The organism is Sphingomonas sp. P2_B6 (genome assembly GCF_056404755.1).
This window is the reverse complement of record NZ_JBFUDK010000008.1, coordinates 165,425-183,748: the sequence shown is the minus strand read 5'-3', so window position 1 is coordinate 183,748 and position 18,324 is coordinate 165,425. Positions and strand designations below refer to the sequence as shown.

The window sequence follows — 18,324 nt, the reverse complement described above, 5'->3', positions numbered from 1 at the left end:
ATGAACCTGTAATCATCCGGCCGCCAGCCATGCGAAGCGCAGGATGAACAGCGCCGCGAGTACCAGCAGCAACCAGTCGGTCTTCGTGATCTTGCCGCGCAGCAGCTTCAGCACGGCATGCGCGGTGATACCGAAGGCGAGGCCGTTGGCGATCGAGAAGGTCAACGGGATCAGCGCGACGGTCAGGAAGGCGGGGATCGCCACTTCCGGATCGTCCCACGCCACCTCGGCGAGCGGCATCATCATCAGCGCGCCGACCAGGATCAGCGCCGGCGCAGTGGCCGCGGCTGGAATGAGCTGGGCATAGGGCGCGACGAACATGGCTGCGAGGAACAACAAGCCGGTCACCACCGCCGTCAGCCCGGTGCGGCCGCCCGCCTCGACGCCCGCCGCGCTTTCGACATAGGAGGTGACGGTGCTGGTGCCGGCCAGCGCACCGATCATCGTCGCGATCGCATCGGTGAACAGCATGCGGTTGAGCCGGGGGATGCTGCCGTCGGGCGCGACCAGGCCGGCGCGCTTGGTCACGGCGACGAGCGTGCCGATATTGTCGAACAGGTCGACGAACAGGAACACGAACAGGATTTCGATCACGCCGAGGCCGTGCCTGCCATCGGCGCCGAACACGCCGCCGAGATCGAGCTTGAACGCCGYCTCGGTCAGCGCCTCGAACGAATAGGGCTGGGGCGTGAAGGCGACGAGGCCGAAGACCCAGCCGATCAGCGTGGTCGCGACGATGCCGATCAGCACCGCGCCGCGCACCCGCCAGACGCTGAGCACCGCGATCGTTACCAGCCCTATCAGCGCCAGCGCCGCGCTGGGCGCGTGGAGATCGCCGAGGGCAACGCTGGTCGCCGGATTGTTGACGACGATGCCGGCGTTCTTCAGCCCGATGAAACCGATGAACAGGCCGATACCGCCGGCGACGGCCGCGAGCAGGTGCGGCGGGATCGCGGCGAGGATCATCTGGCGGATGCCCGCCGCGGTGAGCAGCAGGAAGACCACGCCCGATATCAGCACGCAGCCGAGCGCGACGGGCCAGGGCACACCCATGCCCTGCACCACGGTGAAGCTGAAATAGGCGTTCAATCCCATGCCCGGCGCGAGCGCGAGCGGCACATTGGCGAAGCAACCCATCAGAATGCTGGCGACACCCGCGGCAAAACAGGTCGCCGCCGCCACCGCGGCGATCGGCATACCCGCCGCGCCGAGGATCGCCGGGTTGACGACGATGATATAGGCCATGGTGAGGAAAGTAGTGGCGCCGGCCAGCACCTCGGTCCGCACCGTCGTGCCGCGTTCGGCAAGCTCGAACCAGGCGGCGAGCCGTCCCGTCCTCTGCGTTTCCTCGGTCGTCGACATTGGCGGTCCCCCGGCTGCCCCAGATCCGCTCCCGTCCTTCCGGTCGGTGCCGGATCGGCCACGAGCATAGCGCGACTTTACGCGAGCGGAAGAGGGTTCAGGCGGGCGGGCTGAACCCGGTCAGGCCCTCCGCCTCGAGCCGCTCCGCCAGGGCGAACAAAGCGCCTTCGCGACCGGGCACGCCGACGAGTTGCAGCCCGAGCGGCAACCGGCCCGGCCTGCGCAGCGGCACCGCGATCACTGGCAGGCCGATGAAGCTGAGCGGCTGAGTCAGCCGGCCGAGATGGGCGCGGGCGGGCACGCGGGCGCCATCGACGGTGATGAAAGGATCGTCGATGCGCGGTGCGACGTCGTCGACACAGGGTGCGATCAGTGCGTCGTGGCGTTCGAACAGGGCGTGTACGGCGGCGCGGAAGGTCTCGCGAAAGGCCTGGGCCGTCAGATAGTGCGGTGCGGGGAGCATCGCGCCGGCGATCAGCCGGTCGCGAGTTGCAGGGTCGAAGTCGAGCGGGCAGTGGCGCAATTCGGGCAGATGCCGCGCGCCGCCCTCGGCCGCGGTCATCAGAAAGGCGGCGGAACGGGCGCGGTCGACCTCGGGGAACTCGACGCGTTCCAGCCCGCCGAGATGCGCGTCCACCGCGTCGATCGCCGCTGTCAGCTCGGGCGCGATGGTGCGGTCGAACCAGCCGCCGAGCCGGGCGATGCGGGTTCCGGTCGCGCCACTGACGCCACCGAGAACTTCCCATACCAGCTTCAGGTCGGCGATCGAGGTGGCGAAGGGGCCGATATCGTCGAAGCTGTCGACGAACGGGTAGACGCCCTGCATCGGCAGGCTGCCATGCGCCGGCTTGAGTCCGTACAGCCCGCACAAGGCGGCCGGCACGCGGATCGACCCGTTGGTGTCGGACCCGAGCGTCAGCGGCAGCATGCCGCTCGCCACCGCCGCCGCCGATCCGCCGGACGATCCGCCGGCGAGACGATCCGTGTCGTGCGGGTTGCGCGTGGTGCCGAAGGCCGCGTTGACCGTCGCGAAGCCGTAAGCGAACTCGTCCATGTTGAGCGTCGCGACCAGCACCGCGCCTGCCGTGCGCAGGCGCACGATCGCTTCGGCATCGGCTTTCGCCGGCGGCGCATTGCGCAACATCGCCGCGCCCGCGGTAGTCGGCAGGCCGGCGACGTCGAACAGGTCCTTGACCCCGTAGGGCACGCCCGCCAGCGGCCCGGGATCGCCCCCAGCCGCGACGATCGCATCGACCGCCCGCGCCTCGACCAGCGCGCGTTCGTCGAGCAGCCGCGTTACCGCACCGATCGCCCCGTCGCGTTCGTGGATGCGTGCGATTGCCTCTTCCGCGACCGATACGGCCGATCGATGACCGCTGCGCACGGCCTGGGCGATAGCGAGGATGCTCTCAGTCATTGGACTGCTCGACCAGCTTCACATGCCCGGCCAGGACATCCAGGTTCGTCCGGACACCCGGCAGGCATTCCGGCGGGATATCGAGATCGAGCAGTGCGCGCGCCATCTCGACGATTGCTGTGTCGGTAAGGGGGGTATCGTCCATCGGGCCAGCTTACGGCCAATCTCCATCGGACGATATGCGGCTTTGCGGCCCCCTCACCTCCGGCGTCACCCCGGACTTGTTCCGGGGTCCATCGTGCCGCGAACGAAACGCCGGCGGCGCTTGCGGAAACATGGATGCCGGAACAAGTCCGGCATGACGAAGATGGGAATGTGGTCGCGCTCCACCACGCAAACCCATTGCGGCGTTTCGCCGATCGCGCGACACGGGCTGATGCTGAAACGTTTCCTCGTCATCTTCGAGCCGTTCATCCTGATGCTGATCGGCACGGTCGTGATCGCCTCGATCCTGCCGCCGCGCGGCGCGGGCGTGCCGCTGTTCGGTGCCATCGCCGATATCGCGATCGTGCTGCTGTTCTTCCTCCACGGCGCCAAGCTGTCGCGCGAGGCAGTGCTGGCGGGGATGAGCAACTGGCGGCTTCATCTCGCCGTGTTCGCCGCGACCTACATTCTGTTTCCGGTGCTGGGGCTGGGCGTCGCCGCCCTGCCCTTCCTGACGCCGCCGGTCGCGATGGGCATGCTGTTCCTGACCCTGCTCCCCTCGACCGTGCAGTCCTCGATCGCCTTCACCGCGATCGCGCGGGGCAATGTCGCGGCGGCGGTGTGCAGCGCATCCATCTCCAACATCCTCGGTATCGTGCTGACGCCGGCGCTGACCGCGGTGCTGATCCATTCGAGCGGCAGCGCGGGCGTGTCCTTGTCCTCGGTCGAATCGATCGTCGTCCAGCTCTTGCTGCCCTTCGTCGCCGGGCATTTGCTGCGGCCATGGATCGGGGCCTTCGTGACGCGCCAGAAGAAGCTGCTGACGATCGTCGATCGCGGATCGATCCTGTTGGTCGTCTATACCGCGTTCGGCGCGGCGGTGGTCGACGGCATCTGGCACCGGCTCTCGGCGGAGGAGCTCGCCGTGATCCTCGCGGTCTGCGCGGTGCTGCTCGCGCTGGTGCTGCTCGCCACCTGGGGCGCGGGCAGGCTGATGGGGCTGAGCCGCGAGGACTCGATCGTGCTGCTGTTCTGCGGGTCGAAGAAGAGCCTGGTATCGGGGGTGCCGATGGCCGGCGTGCTGTTCGCGCCGGCGCAGGTCGGCCTGGTCATCCTGCCGCTGATGCTGTTCCACCAGCTCCAGCTCATCGCCTGCGCGGTGATCGCGCGGCGTTATGCGGACGATCCCGTACCTTTAGCAACGCGGCAGGATGATTGAATCGATCGCCTGCGCCACGCCGTCCGCGTCGTTCGCTCCGGTGACGAAATCGGCCTTGGCGCGCACTGCTTCAGGCCCTTGTCCCATCGCGATCGACAGGCCGGCACGGGCGAACATCGCCAGGTCATTGCCCTGGTCGCCGAGCACCGCGGTCTGCGCGAGCGATGCGCCCAGCGCCTCGGCAAGGAGCGACACGCCGTCACCCTTGTTGGCGGCAAGCGCTGTCACGTCGAGATAATAGGTCTGGGATTGCACCACGGTCGCCCGCGTGCCGAACGCCGCTGCCGCCCGTTCGGCCAGCGCACCGAGCAAGGCGGGATCGTCGCTGACGAAGGTGAGCTTGTCGGCCCGGTCGTACAAGGCGGCGAAGTCGGCGACGATCACCGGCGCCTGGTTCGACGAGACCCGTTCCGAATCGACATGATGCCCGGTTTCGGTGCTGGCGTACCAAAGGTCGTCGGCGAACACCCAGATATCGACCGCGGCATCGCCGACCAGGTCGAACACGCCGCGCACCACCGCCGGATCGATCCGGTGCTGCTCGAGCACGGTCCCGTCGCGGCGGAAGATGGTGCCGCCGTTGAACGCGCCCATCACGTCATCGATCGCCAGGGCATCGGCGATCGGCATCATGCCCGATCGTGGCCGGGCGCTGATGATGGTGAAGCCCACTCCGGCCTCCCGCAGCCGGCCGACCGCGGCGATGGTCCCGGTCGTCAGTTTCTTCTGCTTGTCGACCAGGGTGCCGTCGAGATCGGAAACGACCAGCCGGATCGTTTCGCTCGGTCCGTTGCCCACTATTGGGGCATCTCGACATGGCCGCCGAACCCGAAGCGCATCGCCGACAGCAGCTTGTCGCCGAACGTATGATCGACCCGGCTGCGATAGCGCGCGAACAGGGCGGCGCTGAGCACGTTGACCGGCACCGCCTCCTCCATTGCCGCTTCGATCGTCCAATGGCCTTCGCCCGAATCGGCGACCTTGCCGGAATATTTGTCGAGCTGCTGATCCTCGGCGAGCGCCGAGGCGGAGAGGTCGAGCAGCCAGGACGAGATCACGCTGCCGCGCCGCCACACTTCGGCGATGTCGGTCAGGTTGAGATCGAAGCGCTCGTCCTCGGGCAGCTTGTCCGAAGACTTGCCGGCGAGGATGTCGAAGCCCTCGGCATAGGCCTGCATCAGGCCGTATTCGATGCCGTTATGGACCATCTTCACGAAATGGCCCGAGCCGGGAGGGCCGGCATGGATATAGCCCTGCTCGGCGCGCGGATCCTCGCTCTTGTCGCCGCGATTGGGCGTGCGCGGGATCGTGCCGAGGCCGGGCGCGAGCGCGGCGAGGATCGGATCGAGCAGGTCGACAGCCTCCTTGTCGCCGCCGACCATCATGCAATAGCCGCGCTCCAGCCCCCAGACCCCGCCCGAGGTGCCGACATCGACATAGCGGATCTGCTTTTCCGCCAGCGCCTTGGCGCGGCGGATATCGTCCTTGTAGAAGCTGTTGCCGCCATCGATGACGATGTCGCCGGGCTTCGCGAAGCCGGCGATCGTCGCGATCGTGTCCTCGGTCGGCGCGCCGGCGGGCAGCATCACCCAGAAGATCGCCGGGCTGGCGAGCTTGGCGTGCATGTCCTCCAGCGAGTCGGCACCGACAGCGCCGTCCTCGACCAGTTCGGCGATCGCCTCGGGCGAGCGGTCATAGGCGACCGTTTCGTGCCCCGCGCGCATCAGCCGCCGCGCGATGTTGCCCCCCATCCGGCCAAGGCCGATCAGTCCGATACGCATGGCAATCTCCGGATGGGTCGTTGTGGACAGGTCTTGGATCAGTTCGCGGGTTCGGGATGCTTGGCGCCGATCGCCCCGAGCAGATCGTCGAACGCCTTGGAGAAGGACGCAACGCCTTCCTCGACCAGGGTATCCGTCACCCCGGTCAAATCCAGGCCGAGCCGTTCGGCTTCGGCGAGGGTGTGGCGGGCGCCGTCGACGTCCTGAGTCAGCGTCTCCGCCGCGGTGCCGTGATCGCGGAAGGCGTCGAGCGTCTTCGGCGGCACGGTGTTGACCGTGTCCTTGCCGATCAGGGTGTCGAGATAGAGCGTGTCGGGATAATCGGGGTTCTTGGTCCCGGTCGACGCCCAGAGCAGCCGCTGCGGCATCGCGCCCTTGGCGGCCAGCGCCTGCCAGCGATCCGAGGCGATGAACTCCTCATACCAGGCATAAGCGAGCTTCGCATTGGCGATGGCGACCTTGCCGCGCACGGCCTTGAGCGCGTCGGTCTCGGCATCGCCGTCCTTGACGCGCGCGTCGATCTTGTCGTCGATCTTGCTGTCGATGCGGCTGACGAAGAAGCTGGCGACGCTGGCGATCCCGTCGACCGGCTCGCCGCGCGACGCCCGGTCCTCGAGGCCGTCGACATAGGCAAGCGCGACCGCCTTGTACGCCTCGATCGAGAAGAGCAACGTCACGTTGACGTTGATCCCGGCATCGATCGTCGCGGCGATCGCGGGCACGCCAGCGGGCGTGCCCGGGATCTTGATCATCAGGTTCGGCCGGTCGACCGCCGCCCACAGCTTCTTCGCTTCCGCGATGGTGCCGTCGGTGTCGTTGGCGAGATAGGGCGAAACTTCGAGGCTGACATAGCCATCCTTGCCGCCGAGCCGGTCATAGACCGGGCGCAGCGTATCGGCCGCGGCCTGGATGTCCTGGATGGCGAGATGCTCGTAGCGCTGCATCGCCGGCGCGCCGGGATGGTCGCGGTCGAACGCGGCGAGCGCAGCATCATAGGCGTCGCCGTGCCCCATCGCCTTTTCGAAGATCGACGGGTTGGAGGTGACGCCAGTCAGCCCGTCCTCGTCGACCAGCTTCTGCAAGCCCCCCTCGGCGAGGAACTTGCGGTCGACGAAATCGAGCCAGACGGCCTGGCCCAGGGCGGCGAGATCGTTGAGACGGCCCATGATCAATCCTTTCCGAGCAATGCGCGGGCGACCTTGACGACATTGTCGACGGTGAACCCGAATTTGTCCTGCAGCTTCGMGATCGGGGCGGAGGCACCGAAGGTCGACATGGTCACCGTCTTGCCGTCGAGCCCGACATACCGGTCCCAGCCGATCTCGCCGCCCATCTCGATCGCGATGCGGGCGGTGACGGCCTTGGGCAGGACCGATTCCTTATAGGCCTGATCCTGCAGTTCGTAGCGATACCAGCTCGGCATCGACACCACGCGAGAGCGGACGCCCTGTGCCGTTAGCGCCTCATGCGCCGCGACCGCCAGCGAGACCTCGCTGCCGGTGGCGATCAGGATCACCTCGGGGTCGGCGTCGCCGGCGAGAACATAGGCGCCCTTCATCAGCCCTTCGGCCGAAGCATATTTGGTGCGGTCGAGCGTCGGCAATGCCTGGCGCGACAGGACCAGGGTGGTCGGGCGATGCTTGTGCTCGAGCGCGGCGCGCCAGGCCCAGGCGGTCTCGTTCGCGTCGCCCGGGCGGATCGTGTCGAGACCGGGGATCGCGCGGAGCGTGGCGAGATGCTCGATCGGCTGATGCGTCGGGCCGTCCTCGCCCACGCCGATCGAATCATGCGTGAAGACGAAGATCGAGGGCAGTTCCATGATCGCGGCAAGGCGGATCGGCGGACGCATATAATCGGCGAAGACCATGAAGGTGGAGCCGTAGGAGCGCAGGTGCGACAGCGCCATGCCGTTGACCACGGCACCCATGCCATGCTCGCGCACGCCGAAATGGAAGTTGGAGCCGCCATAATTATCGGCCTCGAACGACGCCTTGCCCTTCACGTCGGTCTTGGTCGAAGGCGCGAGATCGGCCGAGCCGCCGATCAGGAACGGCACGCGATTGGCAATGGCGTTGAGCACCTTGCCGCCGGCGTCGCGCGACGCCACGCCCTTTTCGTCCGCATCGAACACCGGGATATCGGCATCCCAGCCTTCGGGCAGATCGCCCTTGAGCAGCAGGTCGAGTTCCGCCGCGAGATCGGCATTGTCCTTGCGATAGTCGGCGAAATTCGCCTCCCATGCCTCGCGCAAAGGACGGCCGCGATCGGCGATCGACTTCTCGAACGCTTTGGCGACACCCTCCGGCACCAGGAACTGCGCATCCTCGGGCCAGCCATAGGCCAGCTTGGTTGCCTTGATATTGTCGGCGCCGAGCGGCTCGCCATGCGCCTTTTCGGTGCCGGCGCGAGGAGAACCCCAACCGATGATCGAATGCACGACGATGAAGGTCGGGCGGTCATTGGTCGCCTTGAAGCTGGCGAAGGCATCGGCCAGCGCGCCGATATCATTCGCGTCGTCGACATGGATGACGTTCCAGCCATAGGCCTGGAAGCGCATGCCGACATCCTCGTCGAAGGCGAGCGCGGTGTCGCCTTCGATGCTGATATGATTGCTGTCGTAGATCCAGCACAGGTTGGAGAGCTTGAGGTGGCCGGCGAGCGAGGCGGCCTCGGCCGAGACGCCCTCCATCATGTCGCCATCGCCGCACAGCGTGTAGACGTCATGGTCGAACAGGTCGAAGCCGGGCTTGTTGTAGCGCGCGGCGAGCCAGCGCTCGGCGATCGCCATGCCGACCGAATTGCCGCAGCCCGCGCCGAGCGGACCGGTCGTGGTCTCGACGCCGGTGGTATGGCGATATTCGGGATGCCCCGGGGTCTTCGAACCGAGCTGGCGGAATTGCTCGATATCCTCCAGGCTGACCGCGAGGTTGCCGGTCGGCTTGCCGTCGCGGTCGATCTCCTTGACGCCGGCGAGGTGCAGCAGCGCGTAGAGCAGCATCGAGGCATGGCCGACCGACAGCACGAAGCGGTCGCGATTGGGCCAGTCGGGCTTGTCCGGATCGGTCCGCATGAATTGCGACCAGAGCGTGTGGCCGACGGGCGCGAGCGCCATCGGCGTGCCGGGATGGCCCGAATTGGCCTTCTGCACTGCATCCATCGAGAGCGTGCGGATCGTGTCGATCGCCAGGCGTTCCGGCGAGCCGTCCTCGTGGAGGCCCTTGGCGGGTGCGCTGGCCGTGGCGGCATCGGACATGAGAGAAACTCGCTTTCTATCGGACAGTCGAACGCTGTCCGTCGCTGGTGGTTGCCTTATCTTTCGAGCCGGATCACGCGGCCGCCCCCGCCGATATAGGCGCAATCCACCTCGTCAAGGAAAAGGCCATGCCCCAGAACGCCGGGGATCGCGGAAAGCCCCATGGCCAGGGCGCAAGGATCGGGCATTTCAGCGAAAAAACAGTCGATGATGATATTGTCCTGATCGGACCGCGCGACGCGCACACTCGTCTTCGCGCCGAGTCCCGCCAGCCGAGTCGCGACGAAGGCGCGGGCAAAGGGCAGTATCTCGACCGGCAGCTTGGCCTTGCCGATACGCTCGACTCGTTTCGAGGCATCGGCGATGACGATCATCCGGCGCGAGGCCGCCGCCACGATCTTCTCGCGAAGCATCGCGCCGCCGGCGCCCTTGATCGCGAACAGCCGGTCGTCGATCTCGTCCGCACCGTCGATGGTGAGATCGACCGACTCGACCTCGGCGAAATCCAGCATCGGGATGCCGGCCATATGCGCCATGGACTCGGTGCGCCGCGACGTCGCCACGGCACGGATGTCGAGCCCGCCCCGCACCAGCTCGCCCAGCCGTTCGAGCGCAAAGGCAGCGGTCGAGCCCGTGCCGAGCCCGACCAGCATGCCCGGCCTCACCTCTTCCACCGCGGCGAGCGCCGCGGCGCGTTTGTCGTCATCGGTCATGGGCGGCCACTTCCTCTATCAAACGCCCGATACCATTACTCCGTTCGTCCTGAGTAGGGGCTGAGCGAAGTCGAAGACCCGTATCGCAGGACATGGGTGAGGCCTGTCCTTCGATACGCCATTTCGACAAGCTCAATGGCTACTCAGGACGAACGGCGTAGTTTCCGCAATCCCTTGCCTCACGATTTTTCCACTGGCGACACGCACCCTCTTCGTCGAAAGGGGGAACCCATGATCGAGAAAATCCTCGCGATACTCGCGACCTTCACCATCGCCGTGATCTCCAAGGGAGGGTATCTCGGCATCGTCCTGCTGATGGCGATCGAATCGGCCTGCATTCCGCTGCCATCCGAGATCATCATGCCGTTCGCGGGCTATCTCGTCTCGATCGGGCGGTTCGACCTGTATCTGGCGGCGACCGCCGGGGCGATCGGCTGCAATCTGGGCTCGATCGTCGCCTATGAAGTCGGCAAGCGCGGCGGGCGTCCGCTGGCCGAGCGCTGGGGCCGCTATGTCCTGATCGGCCCGGGCGAGCTCGACATGGCCGATCGCTTCTTCGATCGCTGGGGCAATCAGGCCGTGCTGATCGGCCGGCTGCTGCCGGTGATCCGGTCGTTCATCGCCTTTCCCGCCGGCGTCGCGCGGATGAAGCTGATCCCCTTCCATATCTATACCTTTATCGGATCCTGGCCGTGGTGCTTCGGCCTGGCCTGGCTCGGCATGGTGCTGGGCGAGAAGTGGAACAGCGACCCACGCGTGAAGGCGGCGTTCCACAGCGCCGACGCGCTGATCGGCGTGGTGCTGGTCGTGCTCGTCGGCCTCTATATCTGGCACAAGGTGCATGGACTGAAGGCCAAGCCGAAGGAATAGATCCGGAGCCGCTCCAGCAAGTATCGACAACGGACTTGCCAGTACCGAACTGGTATCTCGGCCGTTCCAGTCAAGTATTCGGGCATTTTTGCCAGCCAACGTCGACCCCGATTTTTCGGGTCGCGCGCGTGTGCCCGGGGCCGTTTGTCTGTCGGCGCGATACACGCCATTTGGGGATCGTCGATGGTTTCGACGATGTTTCGCTCAGCCTTCAAGCGTTTTACGGACACGTTATTCGCCGAATTATGAGAATCGTATGGTGAGATCATTGTCGGTTCTTACCTGAGCGAGCGGCGGTCGGAACGGAGGCCGCTGGCCACCCTTCGCGGTGATGATGCGACGGCCCGCCGGTAAAGTGAATCGGCGGCCAGCCATGATTGCCGGGCGCCGCCTTTCGATCGGCCACTGAGCCTATATTTCGGCGCGTGGTTCGTATCGGCGCGATGGCGCGCGGCATAAGCCCCAAATCCAATTGGGGTCTCCACCGAGATAAGATGTTTTGTCGTGCGGGCGCCGCCGCGACATCGTCGCGGGAGCAATCGGGAGAGCGAGCGATGAAGTGGATGGTTTTCGGCGGCGTGGCACTGGCGTCAGTAGCGGCGATGGCCACGGCGCAGGCGGACGATCCGCTGACCCGGCCGATCGCACCCGAATCCGCCAGGCGCTGGCTGGCGCCGCAGGCGCCGGTTCATGTGCATGGCAATTTCTATCTGGTCGGTTTCGGCGGCCTCAATGTCGGTCTGATCCGCACCAGCGCCGGGCTGGTCCTGATCGACGGTTCGGTGCCGCAGGCGGTGAAGGACGTCGAGGCGCATATCCGCCAGCTCGGGTTCAGGGTGAAGGACGTGAAGTTCATCCTCAGCACCGAGCCGCATTTCGACCATGCCGGCGGCATCGCCGCGCTCGCCCGCGACAGCGGAGCGCGGGTGATCGCCAGCCGGGCGGGCGCGCAGGCGCTCGGGCTCGGGCACAGCCTGGCTGACGACCCGCAATTCGGGCAGCTCGAGGCCTTTCCGGCGGTCGCCAATATCCGCACGCTGGAGGACGGCGAGAAGCTGCGCGTCGGCGATACCGTCATCACCGCGCGCGCCACGCCGGGTCATACCGCGGGCAGCATGAGCTGGACCTGGCGGTCCTGCGCCGGCGGCACCTGTCGCAACATGGTGTTCGGCTCAAGCCTCAATCCCATTTCGGCCGAAGGCTATCGTTTCTCCGATCCCGCCCATGCCGCGACGGTCGCACGATTCCGCAGGACCTTCGACGTCTTCGCCGCGCTGCCCTGCGACATCCTGGTCACCTCCCACCCCGACGTGTCGGGCGGCGACGTGAAGCTCGCCAGGTTCCGCGCGCGGCGGACACCCAACCCGTTCGTCGATCCGGGCGCCTGCCGCGCCTATGCGGACGAATATCGCGGCGTGCTCGACGCGAGGATCGCACGCGAGCGCGCTGGGTCGCCCGGCTGATCCCGGCCCCGCAGATGCGCCGGACTCAGGAGATGCGCGCCATCATCCGCGCCGCCGCTGCCTCGGTCCGCGCATCACGACCCGGCGCCGATTTCCCGGCCAGCGCCTGATACCGCGCCAGCGTCTCCGCGTCCGCCCGTTCGGGCGAGCCCGAATCGAACGGGGGCGACGGATCATATTCCAGGCTGAGCTGGACCAGCCGGGCATGTGCCTCACCCCGGATCGCGGCGGTCAGTGCGAGGCCGAAATCGATCCCCGCGGTCACCCCGCCGCCGGTCGCCCGGTTGCGGTCGATCACCACGCGCTCCTTCACCGGGATCGCGCCGAACGCAGCGAGGTGATGGTGCGACGCCCAGTGCGTCGTCGCGCGATAACCCCTGAGCAGCCCGGCCGCGCCGAGCAGCAGCGAACCGGTACAGACGCTGGTGACCCAGGTCGCGCCGGCCGCCGCCTGTTCGACCCAGGCGAGCGTCGGCGCAGTCTCCATCGCATCGTTCACGCCGAAACCGCCGGGGATGCAGAGGATATCTGGCTGTGCCGCATCCTCGAACGTCGCGGTCGGCAGCAGCGCGAACCCGGCATCGGTGGGCACCGGCGACGGATCGCGCGCGACGAGATCGATCGTGGCATTGCCCAGCCGCGACAGGACCTGGGCCGGGCCGGTCAGATCAAGCTGGGTGACGTTTGGGAAAAGCAGGAAGGCGACGCGGATCGGCGAGAGATCGGGCATGGTGACACTCCTTCGGATCGAGGGTCTGCCCAGGCGAGCGGCTTTTCAGGTCCCGCGCTTCCCCGTGGTGCTCCACGATTCGCCAGTCACGCGAGAGGTGTCGTGATATGCCGGGGCGGCGACGGCGACAAGATCGCCTGCCGGATCAGCCATGCCAGCAGCGGCAGCGCGACAACGAGATAGGGGATCAGCCCGAGCCAGGGCGTCCAGCCCCAATAGTCGCCGGCGATGGTGTTGACCTGGCCGTTGAAAAGATCGGTCATGACCGGGGCGACCAGCGGGAAACGATAGCCATGCGGCGCCGCGATCTCGCACGCCGCGACGGCGAAGTTGATGAAGATGCCCGAGGCGATGAGCCCGGCGATCCAGCCTTTGCCGGTCGCTTTCCACCCCTGCCAGAGCGGCGCGATGCCCAGGCAGAGGAACCCGATCATCGGCACTGAATGGCGTGGCCCGGTCGAGTGGCCACCATCCCAATAGACATAGGCGGCATTGTACAGCAGCACCGCGACGGTAATCGTGGTGCAGAGCCAGCCCAGGTCGCGCGTTCCGGGCGCGCGGATCAGCCGGACCAGCCCGAAGGGCGCGAGCAGCAGCACCGGCGCCAGCCAGAGCATGCCGCGTTCGGTGCCGAAGACGATCTGCCACAGCACCTCGGCCTTGGGATAGGTGAGGCCGAAGAACCCCTGTTGCATGCCAGTGAAGCCGACCACGCCCTGATAGCCCACCTTGAACGGCGTGCCGAAGGCGATGGTGTTGTAGGCAAGCAGCGGGAGCAGCGCGACCAGGCCCGCCGCCGCCGCGACGCCGAACAGCCGCGCGCGGACTGGCCAGGCGACTGCCCGCGTCCGCCACAGCACCCAGATTCCGATCGGAAAGGCCGGGATGACCGCCGGGAACTCCACGACCAGCGCCCAGCCGAGCGCAAGGCCCGCGATAACCGGATAGCGCAGCCGCGCGATCTCGCGCGCGTCCGAGGTGCCCCGCCAGATCGCCCAGGTCGCGATCAGCAGCAGCGCCCCGACCGGCGCATGGCCGAACAGGGTGGTCGACCAGCCCCAGACCGGGGTCGCCAGCGCATAGGCGAGCGCCGTGACCAAGCCGGCGCGCACGCTGCCGGTGATGCCGGTCGCGAGATCGAGCAGCAGCACCGCAGCGAGCGCCGTGAGCAGCGCGACCGTCATCGCCACCGCGATGCGCAGCCGCAGCCGCATATAATCCCAGAGATCCTTGTTGCCGATCTCCTTGGGCATGCGCGTCGCGGTCGTGCTGGTCATCACGTCGCCGAGCCACACCGCGGGCATCGCCATGATCGTCATGCCCGGCGCCTTGTCGAGATAGGTGTGTTTGCCGAATTCCGCCTTGTCGATCGTCAGGTCGCGGAACTCGTCGATCGTCGCGTCATGCTGCTCGACCAGCGAAATGGACGCGAACATCCGCGTCGCGTTGTTGGCATTATAGGGGGAGGATCCGAACCAGCTGACCGACATCCACACCAGGAGGAACAGGCCGAGCGCGAGCTTGTACGGCACGCGCACGGCCGTGGAGGACGTCGTCAGGATCATGATGTCAGCCGAACAGCCAGGCGCCGAGCATGCGGCCGAACGGGAAGGTGAAGAAGCCGGCGATGAGCAGCGCCCCCGTCACCATGCCGCGCACCATCCGGCGGTGCTGCCGGACATTGTGATGGCGCGCCGTCCACCAGATCAGCGGCGCGACGATGACGACATAGGCCGAGATGAGGTGAATGATGCTGAAGCCGCCATGGTGGCTCTCGCGCACGCCGAAGGAGACCAGGGCGGTCAGGAACATCGCCGCCACCCAGATCTTGCCAAGCAGCCGGTGGAGCGAGTCGCCGCGCGGGCGCAGCAGCATCACCGGGGTCAGCGCGAGCGCTGGCAGGATCGTCGCGAGATGCGCCCAGACGAGCGGCGGCACCGCGCCCCAATGCGGATAGCCCCGCGCGAGCGCGACCAGCACCGTCGCCAGCAGGGCGATCGCCGCGACCGCCAGAAATTTCTCATATCCGTCGGCCGCGAGCGGCTTTGCCCGCACCGTTCCGGCCGTCACCGTCGCCATTGCCCTGCCCCTTAGCGGAATAAGGCGGAGTCCCTAACCGAAGCGTCGAGGCAAGGTCAAAGCCTCAGGCGTCTAAAGCAKCGWGCGGTAAATCTGAACCACMGCCGTTCGTCCTGAGTAGCCATTGAGCTTGTCGAAATGGCGTATCGAAGGACAAGCGTCACGCGCCACACCTGTCCTTCGATACGGGTCTTCGACAAGCTCAGCCCCTACTCAGGACGAACGGTTCTGATTTTACGCACGCKGCTCTAAGGCTCAGGGTAGCGAGTCCTCGAGTCGCTTCTGCTCGGCCTTTTTCTGCTGGTTCTCGCGCTTGGCCTGTTGCGCCTGCTGGAGGAAACAGCCGCTCTGCCCGCCGGCACCCACCGTGGAACAGCTGCCTATGCCGCCAGCTACGGTCGGATCGTTGACCAGGCCCTGCGCCTTCACCGCCCAGCTCTGGTTCTCGGGCGTGATCTGCAACTCGCGCACGTCCTTGGGGATACGGAACTGCTCGCTCGGGTTGCCGCGCACGCACACCACCACTTCGGCGCCATCGGCATTGGTCGGGCAGCGCTCGTTGCCGAACAACGTGATGACGCCGTTGACCGGCGCGCTGCGCGAGACCTCGGCCGGGCCCTGCGGCACCACCACGCGCGGGCCCGGCAATGCCGGTCCGGCGACCTGGGCTGCGGCCGGGCCGGCCGCGACCAGCGCCAGCGCCGACGCCATGATCCTGACAATCATCACACTCTCCCGTCTAATCCGCTCAATCAGATTCTTTTGGCGGTCGCGATCGCCGCCTTGCAGCCGAGGCGGATCAGTCCGCTCAGCAGGGGATAGGCTAGCGCACGCTCGGCGCCGGAGGCGAGCGCGGTATCGCGATGCTCGACCTCCTCGGCCTGAAAATCCGCGATCGCCTCGGACAGTTCCGGATCGCTCTCGCCGAGCGCGGCGAGCTGTTCCGAATAATGCTTGTCGATCTCGGTCTCGACCGCGGCGGTGCAGGCCATCGCCGCCTCCGGCCCGAGCGCCGCCGTCACCGCGCCGAGCGCGAAACCGGCCACGTCCCAGAAGGGCTGGAGCAGGGTCGGCCGAACGCCGCGCCGGGCCATCATCGCATCGAAAAAGGCGCGGTGGCGCTCCTCCTGCCCGGCCATGCCGGCGATCTTCCGCGCGGCCGGGGTCCGGTCGCCCATCACCGCGAGCTGGCCGGCATAGATGCGCGTCGCGCCATATTCGCCCGCCTGATCGACGCGGATCATCGACTGCGTGGCGCGTTTCGCGTCGCCGGGCCGCCAGCCGTTCATTTCGCGAAGGCCGAAATCTTGCGCGGGCGGCGCAGCAGCCACAAGATCGCCAGGCCGCCAGCGAGCGAGAAGATCGCGTTGAAGCCCGCGAGCGAGACGCCGAACAGCGACCATTGCGGCACGTCGCAGCGCACGACCGGCGCATCCATGATCCGCTTGAGCATGTCCTGGACCGAGCCGCCGGTGCCCTGCATCGTCGTCGAACAGGCCGTGATGCCCTGCCACCAATGATATTCGACCCCGGCATGGAACACGCCGATCGCGCCGCTGACCAGGATGGCGAGCGCCGCGAGCACGACCAGCCCGCGCTTCAGGACGGCGCCCGGCACCACGAAGGCGAGCGCGGCCAGCACGATCGCGGTGTAATGCGGCCAGCGCTGCCAGTGGCACATCTCGCACGGGAACAGCCCGCCGATATATTGCGACCCCAGCGCGCCGGCCATCAAGCCGGCGGGGAGCAATAGGGCGATCCAACGGGCGGTGGGGAAACGGTCCTGGATCATTAGGCTACCTCGTCATGCCGGACTTGTTCCGGCATCCATCGTTCAGCAAGCGCCGCCATCGGTTGCGGCACGATGGACCCCGCAACAAGTCCGGGGTGACGGACGGGACAGTGCCTCACTTCTTCGCGACCGCCGCGACCTGGGGCGCCGGGGTCGTGGCGAGCCGGCCGATCGTCTTCAGCGCATAATCGAGCTGAAAATCCTCGATCCCCTTCTCCTTGAGCTGTTCCGGCGTGGCGGCGAAGCGCGGATCGGTCTTGGTGTCTTCCTCGAGCACCGAATTATCGGCCTTGACCTCGTTGATCAGATGGCGGCGCAGATCGGCCTCGCGGAACACCGGGCGCGACTTGTAGTCGACGTCGGAGATCTGCGGCACCTTGATGTCCGGCTCGATCCCGCCTTCCTGCACCGATCGGCCGGAGGGTGTGTAGTAGCGCGAGGTGGTCAGGCGCAGCGCGGTCGAATTGCCGAGATCGAGCACGGTCTGCACCGATCCCTTGCCGAACGAGCGTTCGCCCATGACGAGGGCGCGGTGATGGTCCTGCAGGGCGCCGGCGACGATCTCCGAGGCGGAGGCGGTGCCGGCATTGGTCAGCACGATCACCGGCAGGCCGCGGGCATAATCGCCATTATGCGCATAGAAGCGCTGGATGTCGTTCTTCTCCCGGCCGCGTTCGGAGACGATCTCGCCATAATTGAGGAAATTGTCGGCGACGCTCACTGCCTCGTCGCGCAGCCCGCCGCCATTGTCGCGCAGGTCGACGACATAGCCGAGCGGGGCATGGCCGAGCGATTTCTCGATGCCGAGGATCGCCGCCTTGGTCGCCTCGCCGGTATTTTCCGAGAAGGTGTTGATGTTGATGATGCCGATGCCGTTCTTCACTTCCCACTTCACCGGCTTCTGCACGATCTTCTCGCGCACCATCGACACCTCGATCGGCTTGTCGCGGCCGGGGCGGATCAGGGTCAGCTGGATCTTGCTGCCGGGGGGGCCGCGCATCTCGGTGATCGCTTCGTCGAGCGTCTCGCCATAGATCAGCTTGCCGTTGATATGGGTGATATAGTCGCCCGACTTGACGCCCGCGCGCCAGCCCGGCGTATCTTCCTGCGGCGAGATCACCTTGACCGCGCCGTCCTCCATCGTGACGGTCAGGCCGAGCCCGCCATAGCTGCCGAGCGTCTGGATGCGCAGATTGTCGTAATCGAGCCCGGTCTCATAGGCGCTGTGCGGATCGAGCGCGGCGAGCATGCCGGAAATCGCGCCCTTGATCAGCGTCTTGTCGTCGACCTTGTCGACATAATCGACCTTCACCCGGTTGAAGACGTCCATGAACTGGTCGATCTCGCGATAGGTATTGCTGTCGACTGTAGCCATCGCGCTGGTGCCGATGGGAATGATCGCAAGGACCGCGGCGATCGCGGTGGCCTGAAGAAGTGCACGTGACATAAGCTTTTACCCAAACCGGTTTGCGGGCATCGTAGCGCTCAAACGCCGCGGATG

General features: G+C 66.7%; 17 protein-coding genes, 1 pseudogene and 1 riboswitch. Of the genes and pseudogenes, 3 read left to right on the top strand and 15 right to left on the bottom strand.

What is annotated here, in order from left to right:
- Positions 1-12: 12 nt before the first annotated feature.
- The 3 genes from AC1DX5_RS13640 to AC1DX5_RS13630 form a co-directional block, all read right to left on the bottom strand.
- Positions 13-1,362 carry an NCS2 family permease gene (locus AC1DX5_RS13640; protein WP_478015988.1) on the bottom strand — a complete coding sequence of 450 codons (1,350 nt, stop codon included), beginning with the start codon at positions 1,360-1,362 and terminating at the stop codon, positions 13-15.
- A 97-nt stretch (positions 1,363-1,459) separates the two neighbouring features.
- Positions 1,460-2,779, bottom strand: a complete 1,320-nt coding sequence (locus AC1DX5_RS13635) for an AtzE family amidohydrolase (protein ID WP_478015986.1) — start codon at positions 2,777-2,779, stop codon at positions 1,460-1,462.
- Positions 2,772-2,924, bottom strand: coding sequence for an AtzG-like protein (locus tag AC1DX5_RS13630; RefSeq protein WP_465171594.1), 153 nt, complete (start codon positions 2,922-2,924; stop codon positions 2,772-2,774). The genes AC1DX5_RS13635 and AC1DX5_RS13630 overlap by 8 nt, the downstream gene beginning before the upstream one ends.
- Positions 2,925-3,155: 231 nt before the next feature.
- Between AC1DX5_RS13630 and AC1DX5_RS13625 the strand changes: the two genes are divergently transcribed.
- On the top strand, positions 3,156-4,142 hold the full coding sequence (locus AC1DX5_RS13625; protein WP_478016063.1) for a bile acid:sodium symporter family protein: 987 nt from the start codon (positions 3,156-3,158) through the stop codon (positions 4,140-4,142).
- Here the strand turns inward: AC1DX5_RS13625 and AC1DX5_RS13620 are convergent.
- The 5 genes and pseudogenes from AC1DX5_RS13620 to rpiA all read right to left on the bottom strand — a co-directional run bounded on the left by AC1DX5_RS13620 (position 4,119) and on the right by rpiA (position 9,889).
- On the bottom strand, positions 4,119-4,940 hold the full coding sequence (locus tag AC1DX5_RS13620; RefSeq protein WP_478015984.1) for a Cof-type HAD-IIB family hydrolase: 822 nt from the start codon (positions 4,938-4,940) through the stop codon (positions 4,119-4,121). The genes AC1DX5_RS13625 and AC1DX5_RS13620 overlap by 24 nt on opposite strands.
- Positions 4,940-5,968 (bottom strand): annotated as a pseudogene (gene gnd / locus AC1DX5_RS13615) (phosphogluconate dehydrogenase (NAD(+)-dependent, decarboxylating)); the annotation flags it as partial. The pseudogene gnd and the gene AC1DX5_RS13620, both read right to left, overlap by 1 nt.
- Positions 5,962-7,089, bottom strand: a complete 1,128-nt coding sequence (tal, locus tag AC1DX5_RS13610; protein ID WP_478015982.1) for a transaldolase — start codon at positions 7,087-7,089, stop codon at positions 5,962-5,964. The pseudogene gnd and the gene tal, both read right to left, overlap by 7 nt.
- Before the next feature lie 2 nt (positions 7,090-7,091).
- Positions 7,092-9,176 carry a transketolase gene (gene tkt / locus AC1DX5_RS13605; RefSeq protein ID WP_478015981.1) on the bottom strand — a complete coding sequence of 695 codons (2,085 nt, stop codon included), beginning with the start codon at positions 9,174-9,176 and terminating at the stop codon, positions 7,092-7,094.
- A 56-nt stretch (positions 9,177-9,232) separates the two neighbouring features.
- A complete protein-coding gene (rpiA, locus tag AC1DX5_RS13600; protein ID WP_465175504.1) occupies positions 9,233-9,889 on the bottom strand; it encodes a ribose-5-phosphate isomerase RpiA in 657 nt (218 codons plus the stop codon).
- A gap of 231 nt (positions 9,890-10,120) precedes the next feature.
- Here rpiA and AC1DX5_RS13595 point away from each other — a divergent pair, with 231 nt between their 5' ends.
- Together AC1DX5_RS13595 and bla are read left to right on the top strand one after the other, a co-directional pair.
- Complete coding sequence (locus AC1DX5_RS13595) at positions 10,121-10,759, top strand: DedA family protein (protein ID WP_478015979.1); 639 nt, start codon at positions 10,121-10,123, stop codon at positions 10,757-10,759.
- A 554-nt stretch (positions 10,760-11,313) separates the two neighbouring features.
- Entirely contained in the window at positions 11,314-12,222 is a 909-nt protein-coding gene (bla, locus tag AC1DX5_RS13590; protein WP_478015978.1) for a subclass B3 metallo-beta-lactamase, read from the top strand.
- Positions 12,223-12,247: 25 nt separating this feature from the next.
- On the opposite strand, the gene AC1DX5_RS13585 is transcribed toward bla, so the two are convergent.
- The 7 genes from AC1DX5_RS13585 to AC1DX5_RS13555 form a co-directional block, all read right to left on the bottom strand.
- Entirely contained in the window at positions 12,248-12,952 is a 705-nt protein-coding gene (locus tag AC1DX5_RS13585; RefSeq protein WP_478015977.1) for a DJ-1/PfpI family protein, read from the bottom strand.
- Positions 12,953-12,972: 20 nt separating this feature from the next.
- A riboswitch (ZMP/ZTP riboswitch) is annotated at positions 12,973-13,052 on the bottom strand.
- A complete protein-coding gene (locus tag AC1DX5_RS13580; protein ID WP_478015976.1) occupies positions 13,039-14,517 on the bottom strand; it encodes a hypothetical protein in 1,479 nt (492 codons plus the stop codon). (Overlaps the previous riboswitch by 14 nt.)
- A gap of 4 nt (positions 14,518-14,521) precedes the next feature.
- Positions 14,522-15,031, bottom strand: coding sequence for a DUF2306 domain-containing protein (locus tag AC1DX5_RS13575; RefSeq protein ID WP_478015974.1), 510 nt, complete (start codon positions 15,029-15,031; stop codon positions 14,522-14,524).
- Between the two features lie 255 nt (positions 15,032-15,286).
- The gene (locus AC1DX5_RS13570; RefSeq protein ID WP_478015972.1) at positions 15,287-15,757 is read right to left on the bottom strand and encodes a hypothetical protein; all 471 of its coding nucleotides are present in this window, start codon (positions 15,755-15,757) and stop codon (positions 15,287-15,289) included.
- 26 nt (positions 15,758-15,783) lie between these two features.
- Positions 15,784-16,320 carry a demethoxyubiquinone hydroxylase family protein gene (locus AC1DX5_RS13565; protein ID WP_478015971.1) on the bottom strand — a complete coding sequence of 179 codons (537 nt, stop codon included), beginning with the start codon at positions 16,318-16,320 and terminating at the stop codon, positions 15,784-15,786.
- Complete coding sequence (locus tag AC1DX5_RS13560; protein WP_478015969.1) at positions 16,317-16,823, bottom strand: disulfide bond formation protein B; 507 nt, start codon at positions 16,821-16,823, stop codon at positions 16,317-16,319. Before AC1DX5_RS13560 ends, AC1DX5_RS13565 begins: the two co-directional genes overlap by 4 nt.
- Before the next feature lie 115 nt (positions 16,824-16,938).
- Positions 16,939-18,270, bottom strand: coding sequence for a S41 family peptidase (locus tag AC1DX5_RS13555; RefSeq protein ID WP_465171581.1), 1,332 nt, complete (start codon positions 18,268-18,270; stop codon positions 16,939-16,941).
- Between the last annotated feature and the right edge of the window lie 54 nt (positions 18,271-18,324).